The organism is Lentzea sp. NPDC060358 (genome assembly GCF_042725365.1).
In the GTDB taxonomy this organism is placed as follows: Bacteria; Actinomycetota; Actinomycetes; order Mycobacteriales; family Pseudonocardiaceae; genus Lentzea.
In genome coordinates this window covers 1-16,028 of sequence record NZ_JBHXCW010000005.1, presented here as the reverse complement: position 1 = coordinate 16,028, position 16,028 = coordinate 1, and the positions used below count along the sequence as shown (strand labels likewise).

The 16,028-nt window shown below is 69.7% G+C and carries 12 protein-coding genes; 11 read left to right on the top strand and 1 reads right to left on the bottom strand.

The genetic code is table 11. The annotated features are described in order from the left end of the window. Positions 1 to 7 precede the first annotated feature (7 nt). The 10 genes from nuoF to ACFWGZ_RS01960 are packed head-to-tail and all read left to right on the top strand — an operon-like array spanning position 8 to position 12,856. Positions 8 to 1,288: an NADH-quinone oxidoreductase subunit NuoF gene (gene nuoF / locus ACFWGZ_RS02005; RefSeq protein WP_382449579.1), complete on the top strand. Its 1,281-nt coding sequence runs from the start codon at positions 8 to 10 to the stop codon at positions 1,286 to 1,288. After that, a complete protein-coding gene (locus tag ACFWGZ_RS02000; protein ID WP_382449578.1) occupies positions 1,285 to 3,750 on the top strand; it encodes an NADH-quinone oxidoreductase subunit G in 2,466 nt (821 codons plus the stop codon). The genes nuoF and ACFWGZ_RS02000 overlap by 4 nt, the downstream gene beginning before the upstream one ends. After that, complete coding sequence (gene nuoH, locus ACFWGZ_RS01995) at positions 3,747 to 5,069, top strand: NADH-quinone oxidoreductase subunit NuoH (RefSeq protein ID WP_382449577.1); 1,323 nt, start codon at positions 3,747 to 3,749, stop codon at positions 5,067 to 5,069. Before ACFWGZ_RS02000 ends, nuoH begins: the two co-directional genes overlap by 4 nt. A gap of 2 nt (positions 5,070 to 5,071) precedes the next feature. Continuing rightward, positions 5,072 to 5,605, top strand: coding sequence for an NADH-quinone oxidoreductase subunit NuoI (gene nuoI / locus ACFWGZ_RS01990; protein ID WP_382449576.1), 534 nt, complete (start codon positions 5,072 to 5,074; stop codon positions 5,603 to 5,605). Continuing rightward, on the top strand, positions 5,602 to 6,450 hold the full coding sequence (locus ACFWGZ_RS01985; RefSeq protein WP_382449575.1) for an NADH-quinone oxidoreductase subunit J: 849 nt from the start codon (positions 5,602 to 5,604) through the stop codon (positions 6,448 to 6,450). Before nuoI ends, ACFWGZ_RS01985 begins: the two co-directional genes overlap by 4 nt. Next, entirely contained in the window at positions 6,447 to 6,746 is a 300-nt protein-coding gene (gene nuoK, locus ACFWGZ_RS01980) for an NADH-quinone oxidoreductase subunit NuoK (RefSeq protein ID WP_030473209.1), read from the top strand. The genes ACFWGZ_RS01985 and nuoK overlap by 4 nt, the downstream gene beginning before the upstream one ends. A gap of 10 nt (positions 6,747 to 6,756) precedes the next feature. Further along, complete coding sequence (gene nuoL, locus ACFWGZ_RS01975; RefSeq protein ID WP_382449574.1) at positions 6,757 to 8,694, top strand: NADH-quinone oxidoreductase subunit L; 1,938 nt, start codon at positions 6,757 to 6,759, stop codon at positions 8,692 to 8,694. Then, positions 8,691 to 10,259 carry an NADH-quinone oxidoreductase subunit M gene (locus tag ACFWGZ_RS01970; protein ID WP_382449573.1) on the top strand — a complete coding sequence of 523 codons (1,569 nt, stop codon included), beginning with the start codon at positions 8,691 to 8,693 and terminating at the stop codon, positions 10,257 to 10,259. The genes nuoL and ACFWGZ_RS01970 overlap by 4 nt, the downstream gene beginning before the upstream one ends. Position 10,260: 1 nt before the next feature. Beyond that, positions 10,261 to 11,835, top strand: coding sequence for an NADH-quinone oxidoreductase subunit NuoN (gene nuoN / locus ACFWGZ_RS01965; RefSeq protein ID WP_382449572.1), 1,575 nt, complete (start codon positions 10,261 to 10,263; stop codon positions 11,833 to 11,835). Between the two features lie 37 nt (positions 11,836 to 11,872). Beyond that, positions 11,873 to 12,856, top strand: coding sequence for a polyprenyl synthetase family protein (locus tag ACFWGZ_RS01960; protein WP_382449640.1), 984 nt, complete (start codon positions 11,873 to 11,875; stop codon positions 12,854 to 12,856). On the opposite strand, the gene rarD is transcribed toward ACFWGZ_RS01960, so the two are convergent. Then, positions 12,853 to 13,779, bottom strand: coding sequence for an EamA family transporter RarD (gene rarD / locus ACFWGZ_RS01955; RefSeq protein ID WP_382449571.1), 927 nt, complete (start codon positions 13,777 to 13,779; stop codon positions 12,853 to 12,855). The genes ACFWGZ_RS01960 and rarD overlap by 4 nt on opposite strands. A gap of 144 nt (positions 13,780 to 13,923) precedes the next feature. Here rarD and ACFWGZ_RS01950 point away from each other — a divergent pair, with 144 nt between their 5' ends. Beyond that, positions 13,924 to 15,999 (top strand): hypothetical protein, encoded by a 2,076-nt coding sequence (locus ACFWGZ_RS01950; protein WP_382449570.1) that lies wholly within the window; start codon positions 13,924 to 13,926, stop codon positions 15,997 to 15,999. The last annotated feature ends 29 nt before the right edge of the window (positions 16,000 to 16,028 follow it).

Below are 16,028 nucleotides of genomic sequence, written 5' to 3'. Positions count from 1 at the left end.
GCACAAGATGGTTGACCCGCTGACTCCCGTTCTCACCAAGCGCTGGACCGAGCCCAGGTCCTGGACCATGGAGACCTACGAGCGCACCGGTGGCTACACCGCGCTGCCGAAGGCCCTCAAGGCCCACCCGGACCAGCTCATCCAGCAGTGCAAGGACTCCGGCCTGCGCGGCCGGGGCGGCGCGGGGTTCCCCACCGGCATGAAGTGGGGCTTCATCCCGCAGGGCGACGGCAAGCCGCACTACCTCGTCATCAACGCCGACGAGGGCGAGCCGGGCACCTGCAAGGACATCCCCACGATGATGGCGGACCCGCACTCGCTGATCGAGGGCGTGATCATCACGTCGTACGCGATCCGCGCGAACTTCGCGGCGATCTACGTCCGCGGCGAGGTCCTGCACTGCATCCGCCGCCTCAACGCGGCGGTGCGCGAGGCGTACGCCAAGGGCTACCTGGGCAAGGACATCCTCGGCAGCGGGTTCGACCTGGACCTCGTGGTCCACGCCGGCGCCGGCGCGTACATCTGCGGCGAGGAGACCGCGCTGCTCGACTCGCTGGAGGGCCGGCGCGGCCAGCCGCGGCTCAAGCCGCCGTTCCCCGCCACCTCGGGTCTGTACGCGTCGCCCACCGTGGTGAACAACGTCGAGACGATCGCTTCGGTTCCCTTCATCGTCAACGGCGGTGCGGACTGGTTCCGCGCGATGGGTCGCGACCGGTCGCCCGGCCCGAAGATCTACTCGCTGTCGGGCCACGTGACGAACCCCGGCCAGTACGAGGCGCCGATGGGCACGACCCTGCGGCAGCTGCTCGACATGGCCGGTGGCATGAAGGACGGCATCCCGCTGAAGTTCTGGACGCCGGGCGGCTCGTCCACCCCGCTGTTCACCGCCGAGCACCTCGACGTGCCGCTCGACTTCGAGGGCGCCGCCGAGGCCGGTTCGATGCTGGGCACCACCGCCCTGCAGATCTTCAACGAGACCGTGTCCGTGCCGTGGGCCGTCATGAAGTGGACGGAGTTCTACAAGCACGAGTCGTGCGGCAAGTGCACGCCGTGCCGCGAGGGCACGTACTGGCTGGTGCAGATCTTGCAGCGGATGGTGGCGGGCAACGGCACGGCGAGCGACATCGACACGTTGCTCGACGTCTGCGACAACATCCTCGGCCGTTCCTTCTGCGCGCTCGGTGACGGTGCCGTCAGCCCGATCACCAGTGGCATCAAGTACTTCAAGGACGAGTTCCTGGCTCTCTGCGACCAGAACTCCAAGGTCCTGGCTGGAGCGAACGCATGACCATCGCCCCTGACAAGAGCACGACCTCCGAGGTCGTCGTGCCCGAGGGTCACGTCAAGCTCGTCATCGACGGCGTCGAAGTGGTGGCGCCCAAGGGTGAGCTGCTGATCCGCACGGCCGAGCGCCTCGGCACGGTCATCCCGCGCTTCTGCGACCACCCGCTGCTGGAGCCCGCGGGCGCCTGCCGCCAGTGCCTCGTCGAGGTCGAGATGGGCGGCCGGCCGATGCCGAAGCCGCAGGCCTCCTGCACGATGACGGTCGCGGACGGCATGGTCGTGAAGACCCAGCTGACCTCGCCGGTCGCGGACAAGGCCCAGCAGGGTGTGATGGAGCTGCTGCTCATCAACCACCCGCTGGACTGCCCGATCTGCGACAAGGGCGGTGAGTGCCCGCTGCAGAACCAGGCGATCGCCCACGGCCGCAGCGACTCCCGCTTCCACGAGCACAAGCGGACGTTCCCGAAGCCGATCAACATCTCCACGCAGGTGCTGCTCGACCGCGAGCGCTGCGTGCTCTGCCAGCGCTGCACGCGGTTCTCCGCGCAGATCGCCGGCGACCCGTTCATCGAACTGCTCGAGCGCGGTGCGCAGCAGCAGATCGGTGTGGCCAAGGAGAAGCCGTTCCAGAGCTACTTCTCCGGCAACACCATCCAGATCTGCCCGGTCGGCGCGCTCACGTCGGCCGCCTACCGCTTCCGCGCCCGGCCGTTCGACCTCGTGTCGACGCCGAGCGTCTGCGAGCACTGCTCCTCCGGGTGTGCCGAGCGCACGGACTGGCGGCGCGGCAAGGTGCAGCGCAAGCTCGCCGGTGACGACCCGCAGGTCAACGAGGAGTGGATCTGCGACAAGGGCCGGTTCGCCTTCCGCTACGCCACGACCGGTGACCGCATCAGGCGGCCCCTGGTGCGGGACGCGGAGAGCGGCGAGCTGCGCGAGTCGTCGTGGACCGAGGCGCTGCAGGTCGCGGCGGCGGGGCTGACGGCGGCGCGCGAGGCGAACGGCGTCGGCGTGCTGCCCGGCGGCCGGCTGACCGTCGAGGACGCCTACGCGTACTCGAAGTTCGCCCGGATCGCGTTGCGCACCAACGACATCGACTTCCGCGCCCGGCCGCACTCGGCCGAGGAGCTGGAGTTCCTGTCCGGGACCACCGTGTTCACCAACCCGGACAACGGAGTCACCTTCGGAGGCATCGAGTCCGCACCGGCCGCGCTGCTGGTCGCGTTCGAGCCCGAGGAGGAGGCGCCGATCGTCTTCCTGCGCCTGCGCAAGGCCGCCCGCAAGGGCACCACGAAGGTCTTCCACCTCGGCCAGTTCACGACCCCGGCCGTCGAGAAGACCTTCGGCACGCTGCTCGCCTGCGTGCCCGGTGCCGAGGCGAACGCCATCAACGCGCTGCCGGAGCACGCCTCCGACGTCGTCGAGCTGCTGTCCAAGCCCGGCGCGGTGATCCTGGTCGGCGAACGCGCCGCCGTGATCCCCGGCGCGTTCACCGCGGTCGCGAGGCTCGCGGAGCGCACCGGCGCCAAGGTCGCGTGGATTCCCCGCCGTGCCGGTGAGCGCGGCGCGCTCGCGGTCGGTGCCACGCCGAACCTGCTGCCCGGTGGCCGCCACGTCAGCAACGCCGCGGCCCGCACCGAGGTCGAGCGCACCTGGGGCGTCGAGGAGGGCTCGCTGCCCGCGACGCCCGGCCGCGACACCACGGGCATCCTCTCCGCCGCCGCGGCCGGTCAGCTGTCCGGCCTGGTGGTCGGCGGCGTCGACCCGTTCGACCTGCCCGACCCGCGGCTCGCGGAGAAGGCGCTGGCCGGGGCCGGTTTCGTGGTCAGCCTGGAGATGCGGCCGAGCGCGGTCACCGCGCACGCCGACGTCGTCCTCCCGATCGCTCCCGCGGTCGAGAAGGCCGGCAGCTTCCTCAACTGGGAGGGCCGCCGCCGCGAGTTCGGCCTGACGCTCGAAGGCACCGGTGCGCTGCCGGACTGCCGCGTGCTCGACACCCTCGCGGTGGAGATGGACGCGGACCTGTTCACGCAGACGCCCGCCGCCTCGGCCGCCGACCTGGCCCGTCTCGGCGAGGGCGCCGTCACCGGTTCCTCGCTGAACGTCGCCGCGCCGCTGCAGTCCCCGGCCGGACCGGGCAAGGTCGTGCTCGCCACCTGGCACCGCCTGATCGGCAACGGCTCGCTGCAGGTCGACGAGCCGCACCTGGCCGGCACCGCGCGCCCGGTCGTCGCGAAGATCGCGGAGGCCACGGCGGCGCAGTTCGGCCTCGTGACCGGCGGCCACGTGACGGTCTCCACGGAGCGTGGCGCGATCACGCTCCCGGTCGAGACCGACGACCTGCCCGAGGGCGTCATCTGGCTGCCCACCAACTCGGGTGACGTGACCGTCCGGGCCACGCTCGGCGCGGGCCACGGCTCGATCGTCTCCGTCAGCGGCGGATCGTCCTCTGGGGTGAAGCAATGATCCAGCACGTCTTCGCGGCGGAGAACGGCGAGACCGCCAAGCTCCTCGCCGACGACCCGGTCTGGCTGGTCCTGGTCAAGGTCGTCGGGATCTTCGCCTTCCTCGTGGTCATGACCCTGTTCATGATCAACTGGGAGCGCAAGGTCGTCGCGCGCATGCAGCAGCGTCCCGGCCCCAACCGCGTGGGCCCGAACGGCTGGCTGCAGTCGCTCGCGGACGGCCTGAAGCTCGCGTTCAAGGAGGACATCCGCCCGGTCCTCGCGGACAAGTGGGTCTTCTTCCTCGCCCCGGTGATCTCCTGCATCCCCGCGTTCCTCGCGTTCTCGGTGATCCCGCTCGCGGGTGAGGTCAACCTGTTCGGGCAGCAGACCGCGCTGCAGCTCGTCGACCTCCCGGTCGGCGTCCTGGTGGTGCTGGCCTGCTCCTCGATCGGCGTCTACGGCATCGTGCTGGCGGGCTGGTCCTCCGGCTCGCCGTACCCGCTGCTCGCCGCGCTGCGCTCGGCCGCGCAGGTGATCTCCTACGAGATCGCGATGGGCCTGTCGATCGTCGCGGTGATCATGTTCACCGGCTCGATGTCGACCGGCGACATCGTGAACGCGCAGGCCTCGACCGTGCTCGGGGTGTTCCCCGGCTGGTTCGGCCTCCTGCTGTTCCCCAGCTTCGCGATCTACGTCGTGTCGATGGTCGGCGAGACCAACCGCGCCCCGTTCGACCTCCCCGAGGCCGAGTCGGAGCTGGTCGGTGGTTTCCACACGGAGTACAGCTCGCTGAAGTTCGCGCTGTTCTTCCTCGCCGAGTACGTGAACATGGTGACCGTCTCGGCGCTCGCGACCACGCTGTTCCTGGGCGGCTACCACGCCCCGTGGAGCGGCGAGTTCATGAACACCGGCTGGTGGGGCCTGCTCTGGTTCATCGTCAAGACGCTGGGCTTCCTGTTCCTCTTCATCTGGCTGCGCGGCACGCTTCCCCGCACGCGCTACGACCAGTTCATGAAGCTGGGCTGGAAGGTGCTGGTCCCGACCAGCCTCGTCTGGATCATGGCCGTCGCGGTCATCCGCACCGGTGCCATCCAGCAGCTCTCCACGGCGCAGCGGCTCATCGCGCTCGGCGTGGTCGTCGGTCTCGTGCTGCTGGTCTCGTTCCTGCTGCCGGACAAGAAGGTCCAGGACACCAAGGGCGTTCCGCTCGCGGGTTCCGGCTTCCCCGTGCCGCCGCTCGACCTCGTCGTCCCCAAGTCAGCGCCCAAGCGCAAGGTCAAGGTCGCCACCCTCCCCAAGGAGACGGCAGCCGTCACCACCGGTAAGGAGGCTGAGTAGGGATGTTCGAGTCCCTGAAAGGCTTCGGCGTCACCTTCGGCACCATGTTCAAGAAGGTGGTGACGGAGGAGTACCCCGAGGTCAAGAAGGTGACCGCGCCGCGGTTCCACGGCCGTCACCAGCTGAACCGGCACCCGGACGGGCTGGAGAAGTGCGTCGGCTGCGAGCTGTGCGCGTGGGCCTGCCCCGCGGACGCGATCTTCGTCGAGGGTGGCGACAACACCGAGGAAGCGCGGTTCTCCCCCGGTGAGCGCTACGGCGCCGACTACCAGATCAACTACCTGCGCTGCATCGGCTGCGGCCTGTGCATCGAGGCGTGCCCGACCCGGTCGCTCACGATGACGAACGAGTACGAGCTCGCCGACGACAACCGCCAGGACCTGATCTTCACGAAGGAGGACCTGCTCGCCCCGCTGCTGCCCGGCATGGAGCAGCCGCCGCACCCGATGCGGCTCGGCGACAACGAGCAGGACTACTACGTGAACGGCCCGCAGCTCGCGAAGGTGGCCCACGAGGGCAAGGAGGCTCAGCAGTGAGCCTCCTGACCTTCCTCGCCCAGCAGCCGGAGCCCGTGCAGCGCGTGGTCGACACCGTCACCACGGGCGAGGCCGTCGCGTTCTGGGTCCTCGGCCCGCTCGCGCTGGCCGGCGCGCTCGGCATGCTGTTCGCGCGCAACGCCGTGCACTCCGCGCTGTGGCTCGTCGTCACGATGCTCAGCCTCGGTGTGCTCTACATGATCCAGCAGGCGCCGTTCCTCGGCTTCGTGCAGATCATCGTCTACACCGGCGCGATCATGATGCTGTTCCTGTTCGTGCTGATGATGGTCGGCCGCGACAGCTCGGACTCGGTCGTCGAGGTCATCCGCGGCCAGCGGCTCGCGGCCGCGCTGCTCGGCATCGGCTTCGCCGTGCTGATGGTCGGCTCCGTGGGCCGCGCGCTCACCTCGGTCGAGCCCGCCGGTCTCGCGGAGGCCAACACCACCAACGGCGGCAACGTCGGCAACATCGGCCAGAAGCTCTTCACGGACTACCTGTTCGCGTTCGAGCTCACCTCGGCACTGCTGATCACCGCCGCGCTCGGCGCGATGATCCTGGCCTTCGTCGGCAGGGACGGCAAGCCCGCCAAGAAGACCCAGAAGGAGCTCGTCGAGGAGCGCTTCCAGGACGGCAAGCGGGTCGGCTCCATCCCCGGCCCCGGTGTCTTCGCCACCGCGAACTCGGTGGCCACGCCCGCGCTGCTGCCCGACGGCACCGTGGCGGAGGAGTCGCTGTTCGACGTCATCGAGGCGACCGACAGGTCCACGCTGTCCGACGACGTCTCCGGCGTCGCGGGCGCCGGGCACCAGCCCGACTCGCACGCGCTCAAGGGAAGTGAGTCGTGACCCCCACGTACTACCTGCTGCTGTCGGCACTGCTGTTCAGCATCGGCGCGGTCGGCGTCCTGGTGCGCCGCAACGCCATCGTGGTCTTCATGTGCGTGGAGCTCATGCTCAACGCGGTCAACCTGAGCCTCGTGACGTTCGCGCGGATCAACGGCTCGCTCGACGGTCAGGTGATGGCGTTCTTCGTGATGGTCGTCGCCGCGGCGGAGGTCGTCGTCGGCCTCGCGATCATCATGTCCATCTTCCGGACGCGTCGCTCGGCCTCGGTCGACGACTCGAACCTGCTGAAGTACTGAGGGGTCACCGGTGACGGAACCTGTTGCCGCCAGCGGGGTCGCTTCTCTCGCCTGGCTGTTGTTGGCGCTGCCCGCGTTCGGTGCGGCGGTGCTGTTGGTCAGCGGCAAGCGCGCTGACAAGTGGGGCCACCTGCTCGGCAGCGCCACGCTGCTGGCGTCGTTCGGCTACGCGCTCGCGTTGTTCTTCTCGACCGTCGACATCTCCGACGCCGAGGAGCGGGTGCAGAACTTGCACCTGTGGGACTGGATCGACGTCAACGCGCTGACCGTCGAGTTCGGACTGCGGATCGACCCGCTGTCGCTCACGTTCGTGCTGCTGATCACCGGTGTGGGTTCGCTGATCCACATCTACTCGATCGGCTACATGGCGCACGAGGAGGGCAGGCGCAAGTTCTTCGCCTACCTCAACCTCTTCGTCTCCGCGATGCTCCTGCTGGTGCTGGGCAACGGCTTCGTGACCCTGTACTTCGGCTGGGAGGGCGTCGGTCTCGCCTCGTACCTGCTGATCGGCTGGTACCAGTACAAGCCGGAAGCGGCGTCGGCGGCCAAGAAGGCCTTCCTGATGAACCGCGTCGGCGACCTGGGCCTCGCCATCGCGATCTTCCTGATGTTCAACAAGCTCGGAACCACGCAGTACACCGAGGTCTTCAGCCGCGTCAGCGAGTTCTCCTCGGCCGAGGTCCTCGCGATCACGCTGCTGCTGCTCCTCGGCGCCTGCGGCAAGTCGGGCCAGTTCCCGCTCCAGGCCTGGTTGCCGGACGCGATGGCCGGCCCGACCCCGGTGTCCGCCCTGATCCACGCGGCGACGATGGTCACCGCGGGCGTGTACCTCATCGCCCGCTCGAACCCGCTCTACAACCTGAGCGAGGACGGCCGCCTGGTCGTCATGATCATCGGTGGCGTCACGCTGCTGATCGGCTGCATCATCGGCTGCGCCTACGACGACTTCAAGAAGGTCCTGGCGTACTCGACGGTCTCGCAGATCGGCTACATGATCCTCGCCGTGGGCCTCGGCCCGATCGGGTACGCGCTCGGCATCATGCACCTGCTGACGCACGGCTTCTTCAAGGCCGGGCTCTTCCTCGGTGCCGGCTCGGTCATGCACGGCATGAACGACGAGGGCAACATCCGCCGGATGGGCGGGCTCTACAAGTTCCTGCCGATCACCTTCGTCACCTGGACGCTCGGCTACCTCGCCCTGATCGGCATCCCGCCGTTCGCGGGCTACTTCTCCAAGGACGCCATCATCGCGGCGGCGTTCACCGGAGAGGGCTGGCGGCCCTGGGTCTTCGGCGGTGTCGCACTGCTCGGCGCCGCGCTGACCGCGTTCTACATGACGCGCCTGCTGATCCTCGTCTTCCTCGGCCAGCCCCGCTGGAAGGACCTGAAGGCGGAGAACGGCAAGGACTACCACCCGCACGAGTCCCCGCTGACGATGACCGTCCCGATGATCGTCCTCGCGGTCGGCTCGATCGGCGGCGGCTGGTTCCTCTCCTCCGGCGGGCGTCTCGCCGGCTGGCTCGAGCCCTCGCTGGGCGAGCTGAAGGAGGAGCACGGCGTGATCTCCCACGGCATGGTCGGGATCCTGACCGTCGTGCTCGCGGTCCTCGGCGCCGGACTCGCGTTCCTGCTCTTCGGCCGCCGCAAGCAGGCCGTCGAGCGCCCGGAGCGCGTGTCGTTCCCGGTGCGCGCGGCCCGTGCGGACCTCTACGGCAACGCACTGAACGAGGCCCTCTTCGCGCGGCCGGGCACCTGGCTCACCCGCGCGCTGGTGTACCTCGACCTCAAGGGCGTCGACGGTGTCGTGAACGGCACGGCGGCGCTGCTCGGCGGTAGCTCCGGCCGGTTGCGCAGGCTGCAGACCGGGTTCGTCCGCTCCTACGCACTGTCCATGCTGCTGGGCTCGATCTTCGTGCTCGGGGCGCTCCTGGTGGTGAGGTTCTCGTGACCTGGGTTCTGATCGCACTGCTGGTGGTGCCGCTCGCCGGCGCGCTGGTGGTGGCGTTCCTGCGCAAGAACGACCGCACGGCCAAGCTCGCCGCGCTGGCGTTCTCGCTCGTCGAGCTCGTGCTCGCGGTCCTGCTGTGGACCGCCTACGACCCGGACGGCGACCGCATCCAGCTCGCCACCGGCGTCGACTGGATCCCGGCGTTCGGCGTGCGGCTGCAGTTCGGCATCGACGGCATCGCGCTGGTGATGATCGCGGTCATCGCGCTGCTGATCCCGCTGGTGATCGGTGCCGGCTGGACGGAGAAGCTGCCGGCCGGCCGGTCGCAGGGCGGCTACCTCGCGCTGATCCTGGTGCAGGAGGCCGTGACGGTCGCGGTGTTCGCCGCCACCGACGTCTTCCTGTTCTACGTCCTCTTCGAGGTCATGCTCATCCCGATGTACTTCCTGATCGGCGGCTACGGCGGCGCGCGCAGGCAGTACGCGGCGGTCAAGTTCTTCCTGTACTCGTTCCTCGGCGGCCTGATCATGCTGGCCTCCGCGATCGGCGCCTACGCGATGGCGTCGGACGAGCTGGGCAAGGGCACGTTCGACTGGGCCACGCTCGTGAAGGTGGTCAGCGACGCCGACTCGACGACGCAGACCTGGCTGTTCCTCGGCTTCTTCCTGGCGTTCGCGATCAAGGCGCCGCTCGTGCCGTTCCACACGTGGCTGCCCGACGCCGCGGCCGAGGCGCCCATCGGCGTCACGGTGATCGTCGTCGGCATCCTCGACAAGGTCGGCACGTTCGGCATGTTGCGCTACCTGCTGCCGATGTTCCCGCAGGCGTCGAAGGACCTGGCGCCGTTCGTGCTCGTGCTGGCGGTGGCGGGTGTCCTCTACGGATCGCTGCTCGCCACGGGCCAGCGGGACATGAAGCGGTTCCTCGCCTACGTCTCGATCGCCCACTTCGGCTTCATCGCGCTCGGCATCTTCTCGTTCACGTCGCAGGCCGGCGTGGGCTCGGTGTCGTACATGCTCAACCACTCGATCTCGACCGGCATGCTGATCCTGGTGATCGGCATGGTGATCGCGCGCGGTGGTTCGTCGCTGATCTCCGACTACGGCGGCATGTCGAAGGTGGCGCCGCTGCTCGCGGGCATGCTGCTGCTCTCCGGCCTGACCACGCTGTCGCTGCCGGGCACGAACTCGTTCGTTTCGGAGTTCCTGGTGCTGATCGGCTCGTTCCCGACGCAGCCGGTGTTCACGATCATCGCGACCGTCGGCATGGTGCTCGCGGCCCTGTACGTGCTGTGGCTCTACCAGCGGGTCATGACCGGCCCGCTGCGCGGAGACGCCCTCCTGGGTGCCGCCGCCGGTCCGGGAGCCGTCGGCGACCCGGAGCGCAAGACGGCCATCGGCGACCTCAACAGGCGTGAGATCGCAGTGCTGGCGCCGCTCGTTGTCATCGTGCTGGCCCTCGGGTTCTACCCGCAGCCGGTGCTCGACGTCATCACCCCGACTGTCGGGGCGACGCTGACCGAGGTCGGCGTGACCGACCCGGTCTCCGTGCAGGAAGGCAAGTGACGTGAACCTTCTCGTCGCTCAGGCGCAACAGATCGAGGCGCCGGAGATCCACTACGGCGCCATCGCGCCGGTGCTGATCGTGCTCGGCGCGGCCTGCGTCAGCGTGTTGCTGGAAGCGTTGCTGCCCAAGCACCAGCGGTGGGCCGTGCAGCTCGTGCTGTCGCTCGTGGCGCTCGTCGCCGCGACCGGCACGCTGGTCCTCTACGCCAACTCGGACGGCAAGCCCGCGCAGGGCGTGGCGACGCTGGCGGGTGTGATCGCGGTCGACACGCCGTCGCTGTTCCTGTGGGGAACGCTGCTGGTGCTGGCGTTCGGGTCGATCCTGCTGATCGCCGACCGCTCGGTGGAGCCCGGCGGCGCGTTCGTGGCCCAGGCCGCGATCCGTCCCGGCACCGTCCAGGACCGCGCGCAGGCGACGAAGACCGGCATGCAGACCGAGGTCTTCCCGCTCACGCTGTTCGCGCTCGGCGGCATGATGACCTTCGTCGCGGCGAACGACCTGCTGACGATGTTCATCGCGCTGGAAGTGCTGTCGTTGCCGCTGTACCTGCTGTGCGGCCTGGCTCGCCGCCGTCGCCTGCTCTCGCAGGAGGCGGCCGTGAAGTACTTCCTGCTCGGCGCGTTCGCGTCCGCGTTCTTCCTCTACGGCGTGGCCCTGCTCTACGGCTACGCGGGTTCGGTGAAGCTCTCGGCGATCGCGACCGCCGCCGGCGGCACAGACCGCTCCGACACGCTGCTGTTCGCGGGCTTCGGCCTGCTGGTGGTGGGCCTGCTGTTCAAGGCGGCCGTCGGCCCGTTCCACGCCTGGACGCCGGACGTGTACCAGGGCGCGCCGACGCCGGTGACGGCGTTCATGGCCGCGTGCACGAAGGTCGCCGCGTTCGGTGGCATCCTGCGCGTGCTCACGGTGGCGTTCGAGAACACCCAGTGGGAGTGGCGCGGCGTGCTCTACGGCGTCGCCGTCGTCTCGATGGTGATCGGTGCTGTGCTCGGTCTCACGCAGACCGACGTGAAGCGCATGATCGCGTACTCGTCGGTGGCGCACGCGGGCTTCCTGCTCATCGGTTCGATCGCGCTCGTGCCGGACGGCGAGGGTGTGAGCGCGACCATGTTCTACCTGCTGGCGTACGGCTTCACCACGATCGCCGCGTTCGGCATCGTGTCGCTGGTCCGCAACTCGGACGGCGAGGCGACGCACCTGTCGCAGTGGGCGGGTCTCGCGAAGCGGTCGCCGATCGTGGCGGGCACCTTCACGTTCCTGCTGCTGGCGCTCGCCGGCATCCCGCTGACGTCGGGCTTCATCGGCAAGTTCGTCGTGTTCAGCGCGGCGATCGAGGCCGGCCTGACGCCGCTCGTGGTGATCGCCCTGGTGGCCTCGGCCGTCGCGGCGTTCTTCTACCTGCGGGTGATCGTGCTGATGTACTTCAGCGACCCGGCGACGGACGGCCCGACCGTCACGGTGCCCGGCGCGTTCACCACGATCGCGATCACGCTGGGTGCCGTCGTGACCCTCGTGCTCGGTTTGTGGCCCACGTTGGTGCTCGATTGGGCGGGTACCGGCACGTTCCTCAGCTAGGTGTACGTAGTCTGCTGGTGTGACCAGTAGCGAGCATGTGGGACCGGGGTTCGCGTTGGTGGACCCCGTGCTCACCGAGGTAGTCCAAGACGGCCTGGCCGAGGTGGAGCGCACCCTGCACGACGTCGTGCAGAGCGAGTTCCACCCGGTCACGGAGACCTCGCTCCACCTCGTGGAGGCGGGCGGCAAGCGGATCCGCCCGCTCTTCACACTGCTCGCCTCGCAGTTCGGTGCCGACTGGGACCGCGAGAACGTCATCAAGGCGGCCGCTGTGGTCGAGCTCACCCACCTCGCCACGCTCTACCACGACGACGTCATGGACGAGGCGACCATGCGGCGCGGCGCGGAGTCCGCGAACGCCAGGTGGGACAACAGCATCGCGATCCTCACGGGCGACTTCCTGTTCGCCCACGCGTCGCGGCTGACCGCCGACCTGGGCACCGACGCGGCCCGGATCATCGCGGAGACCTTCTCGGTCCTGGTGACCGGCCAGATGCGCGAGACGGTCGGCCCCAAGCCGGGCGAGGACCCGATCTCCCACTACCTCAAGGTGATCGAGGAGAAGACCGGCGTCCTGATCGCGACCGCGGCGCGGTTCGGCGGCATGTTCTCCGACGCCACCGACGAGCAGATCGACGCCCTGCGCGCGTACGCCGAGGTGATCGGCGCGGCCTTCCAGATCTCCGACGACGTGATCGACATCGCCTCGCCGTCGGTCGAGTCCGGCAAGACCCCCGGCACCGACCTGCGCGAGGGCGTGAAGACGCTGCCGATGCTCTACGCGCTCACCGACCCGGCCGAGACGCGGCTCGCCGAGCTGCTGGCGGGACCGATCACCGACGACGAGCTCGTGGACGAGGCGCTGGCGTTGCTGCGCAAGTCCTCCGGCATGGACCGGGCGCGCGAGACGCTCGAGGAGTACGCGGACCGGGCCCGCACGGAGCTGAACAAGCTGCCGCCGTGCGCCGCGCGCGACGCGCTCGAGGAGCTCGCGACCTACTGCGTCGAGCGCACCCGCTAGTCGGCGACCGGCGCGGGCTGCTGCCTGCGCCGGTTCCTCAGCGCGTCGGTGATGAAGATCGCGAGGGCGAGCCACACCAGGGCGAACCCGGCCCACCGGCTGGCCGGCATGGGCTCGTGCACCACGAACACGCCCCACGCGAACTGCAGGATCGGCGCGAGGTACTGCAGCATCCCCATGGTGGTCAACGGGATGAGCCGGGCGCCCGCGCCGAAGAGCAGCAGCGGGATCACCGTGACGATGCCGGTGCTCAGGAGCAGCAGCGCATGTCCGGCGCCCTCGCTCGCGAACGTGTTCGCGCCGCCCAGTGTGAGCAGGTAGACGAGTGCGACCGGGGCGATCACGGCGCTCTCCGCGGTGAGACTCGAAACGGCGTCGAGCGGGACCTTCTTCTTGAGCAGTCCGTAGACGCCGAACGAGACGGCCAGGACCAGGGAGATCGTGGGAAGCCTGCCGTAGTCGACGGTGAGCACGATCACAGCGACGACGACCACTCCGATCGCGATGACCTGAGCGAGACGCAATCGTTCCTTGAGGAAGATCATGCCTAGTGCCACGCTGACCAACGGCGTGATGAAGTACCCGAGTGCCGATTCGACGACGTGGTTGCTGTTGACCGCGTAGATGTAGACACCCCAGTTCACCGTGATCAGCACGGCGGCCGCGGTGACGATGAGCCAGCCCCTTCCGGACAGGTCCAGAAGGGGGCGCCAGCGCCGGAGGAGCACGACGGCGACGGCGAGAGTGACGAACGACCAGACGATCCGGTGCGCGAGCACCTCGATCGGCTGGGCGGGTACGAGGAGTGGCCAGTACGCCGGGAACAGTCCCCAGAGGACGTAGGCCAGTACGCCGTAGGTGACCCCTCGCCCCTGGGTGTGAACTTCTGGCGAAGTGGTGGCCGAGGTCGTCAGAGGGGGCACAAAATCCCACTCTACGCTGGGCTTTCCGCTGGCTGTTTGCGCTGAACGGCGTAGTGACGGAGCATCATCAAAGGCACTGTAGTTTGGCCATGCTCACCCTTCCGAGTGAGTGGGTCGGCGTGTGGTCGTAGAAGGGTCTTACCCGTGAACATCTTCGGGCAGGTCTGGCTGTGGACTCTGCTGGCGTTCGTCGCGGGGGTGGTCCTCACCCAGGTGGTGTTGGTCCGCCCGGCGCGCAAGCAGATCGCCTCCCTCGAAGATCAACTTCGGGACGCGCGCAAGTCCGCGCCGCCGATCGCCTCGCAGAACCGCGTCGACGACTTCGAGGTCGACGAGTGGGAGGACACGCCGCCGCGGTCACTGAGCGACGACGTGCTGACGCCGCCCACGCCCGTCCTGGCACCCCCGGTGCCGGTTCCCGCCCCCGCACCGGCTCCCGCGCCCTACTCGGAGCCGCCCGCCTACTTCGGTGAGCCGGTGAAGGCGCCCGCGCCCCTCCCGGTGCCGTTGCCGCCCCCGCTCGCCCCCGTCGTGGAGGAGCCGGCCGAGGCCGAGGCAGAGGTCGAGGAGGAGCACGAGGAGGAGCACGAGGAGCCCGCCGCTCCGGTGCGCCAGTACCTGGAGCCGGAGGAGGCGCAGCGCCGCTTCGAGGAGCAGCTCGCCGAGCAGAAGGCGCTGGCCGACTCCGAGGACGACCGCCCGCGTTCGCTCTTCGAGCGCCTCGCGCCGGAGGACGAGGTCCCCGCCGAGACGCCGGCGGAGATGACGACGGTCCTGCCGCGCTCCGGTCTAGGGGCCGCCGACTTCGAGGACGAGCACCCCGAGCTCCCCGCCGAGCAGACGTCGTACGTGCCGACGGTCGAGCCCGTCGCCGAGGTGGGGGAGACGGTCAGCAGGCCGACCGCGCCGCCGGAGGTCCACGAGCCGGCCGACGACTTCGTCTACCAGCCGCGCGAGGTCTGGGCGCACGACGAGCAGGAGACGTTCCTCGACGAGGCCGCCGAGCAGGAGGACGAGCCCGCGGGCACGCGCTCCGAGCAGACGACGTTCATCGCCGTCGAGGAGAGCAGCTGGCCCGACAACGACCTCACCGGCGAGTACCCCGGCCTGCGCGACGAGATCTCCGGTGACCTGGACGGGTTCACCGAGCCCGAGACGCCCGCCGAGCAGACCGGCCTGATCGAGCCGATCGACGCCGACGAGCCGCACTCGCGCAACGGCGTCTTCGAGTCGACGCTGGCCGAGGAGCGCACGGACGAGGACGAGCAGGAGACCGAGTCGGCCCACTCCCTGCGCGAGCAGGAGCGGGAGTCCGCCCACTCCCTGCGCGACCCCGAGCCGGAACCGGAGCCCGAACCCGAGCCCGAGCCGGTGCTGCAGGAGTTCGTCGAGCCCGAGCCCGAGTTGTGGGAGCCCCGGCACGCCTACTCGCAGCCGTTCACGGCCCCCGGCGCCCCGCCGCCCGCGCCGTTCTCGGCGTTCGAGCCGCGCGTGGACGTCGAGGACACCCAGGAGCGTTCGGTGCGGGCCGTCGGTGCCGCGTTCTCGCACGCGACGGAGACCCCGGCCCCGGCGCCGGCCCCCGCCGCGCCGAAGGTCGAACGCTCGCGCTCGATCTTCGAGCCGCTGCTCGAGGCCGACGAGCCGCTGCCGCCCCTCGGCCAGACCCGCACGCTGCCGGACACGAGCAACGACCAGCCGTTCGTGCCCAAGTTCGTGCCGAGCGGCGAGCCCCTGCTCGCCGCCCCGCCCGAGCCGGAGCCCGAGCCGGTGGCGACCGACCTGCCCCAGCGCGTGACCGAGGCGGGCCTGCCGATCCGCGAGGCCCGGCGCACCACCCCGCAGCGGCAGCAGAGCTTCCCGGCGTTCCAGGCCTTCGAGTCGCCGAAGGCGGAGGCCCCGCCCGCCCCGGCGCTGCCGGCCCGTCCGCGCCCGGTCGGCTTCTCGCCGTCCACCGGCGGCCGCCCGAACGGCGCGGCGCCCGGCTCGGCCCGCTTCCAGCAGCCGGAGGGCTTCAACCCCCGCTCGCCGTTCGGTCCCGGTTCGGTGCTGCCGAAGTCCGACGGTCACGCCCCGGCGCCGGACTTCTCGGTGAAGGCGACGCTGACCGGCCGCCGCTACTACACCGAGGGGTCGTCGAACTTCGGCGACACCCGCGCCGACGTCTGGTTCCGGACCGAGGCCGACGCGGAGAAGGCCGGGTTCCGCCCGGCGCCGTGACGCCCCGAGAGCACGAGAAAGGCCCCCAC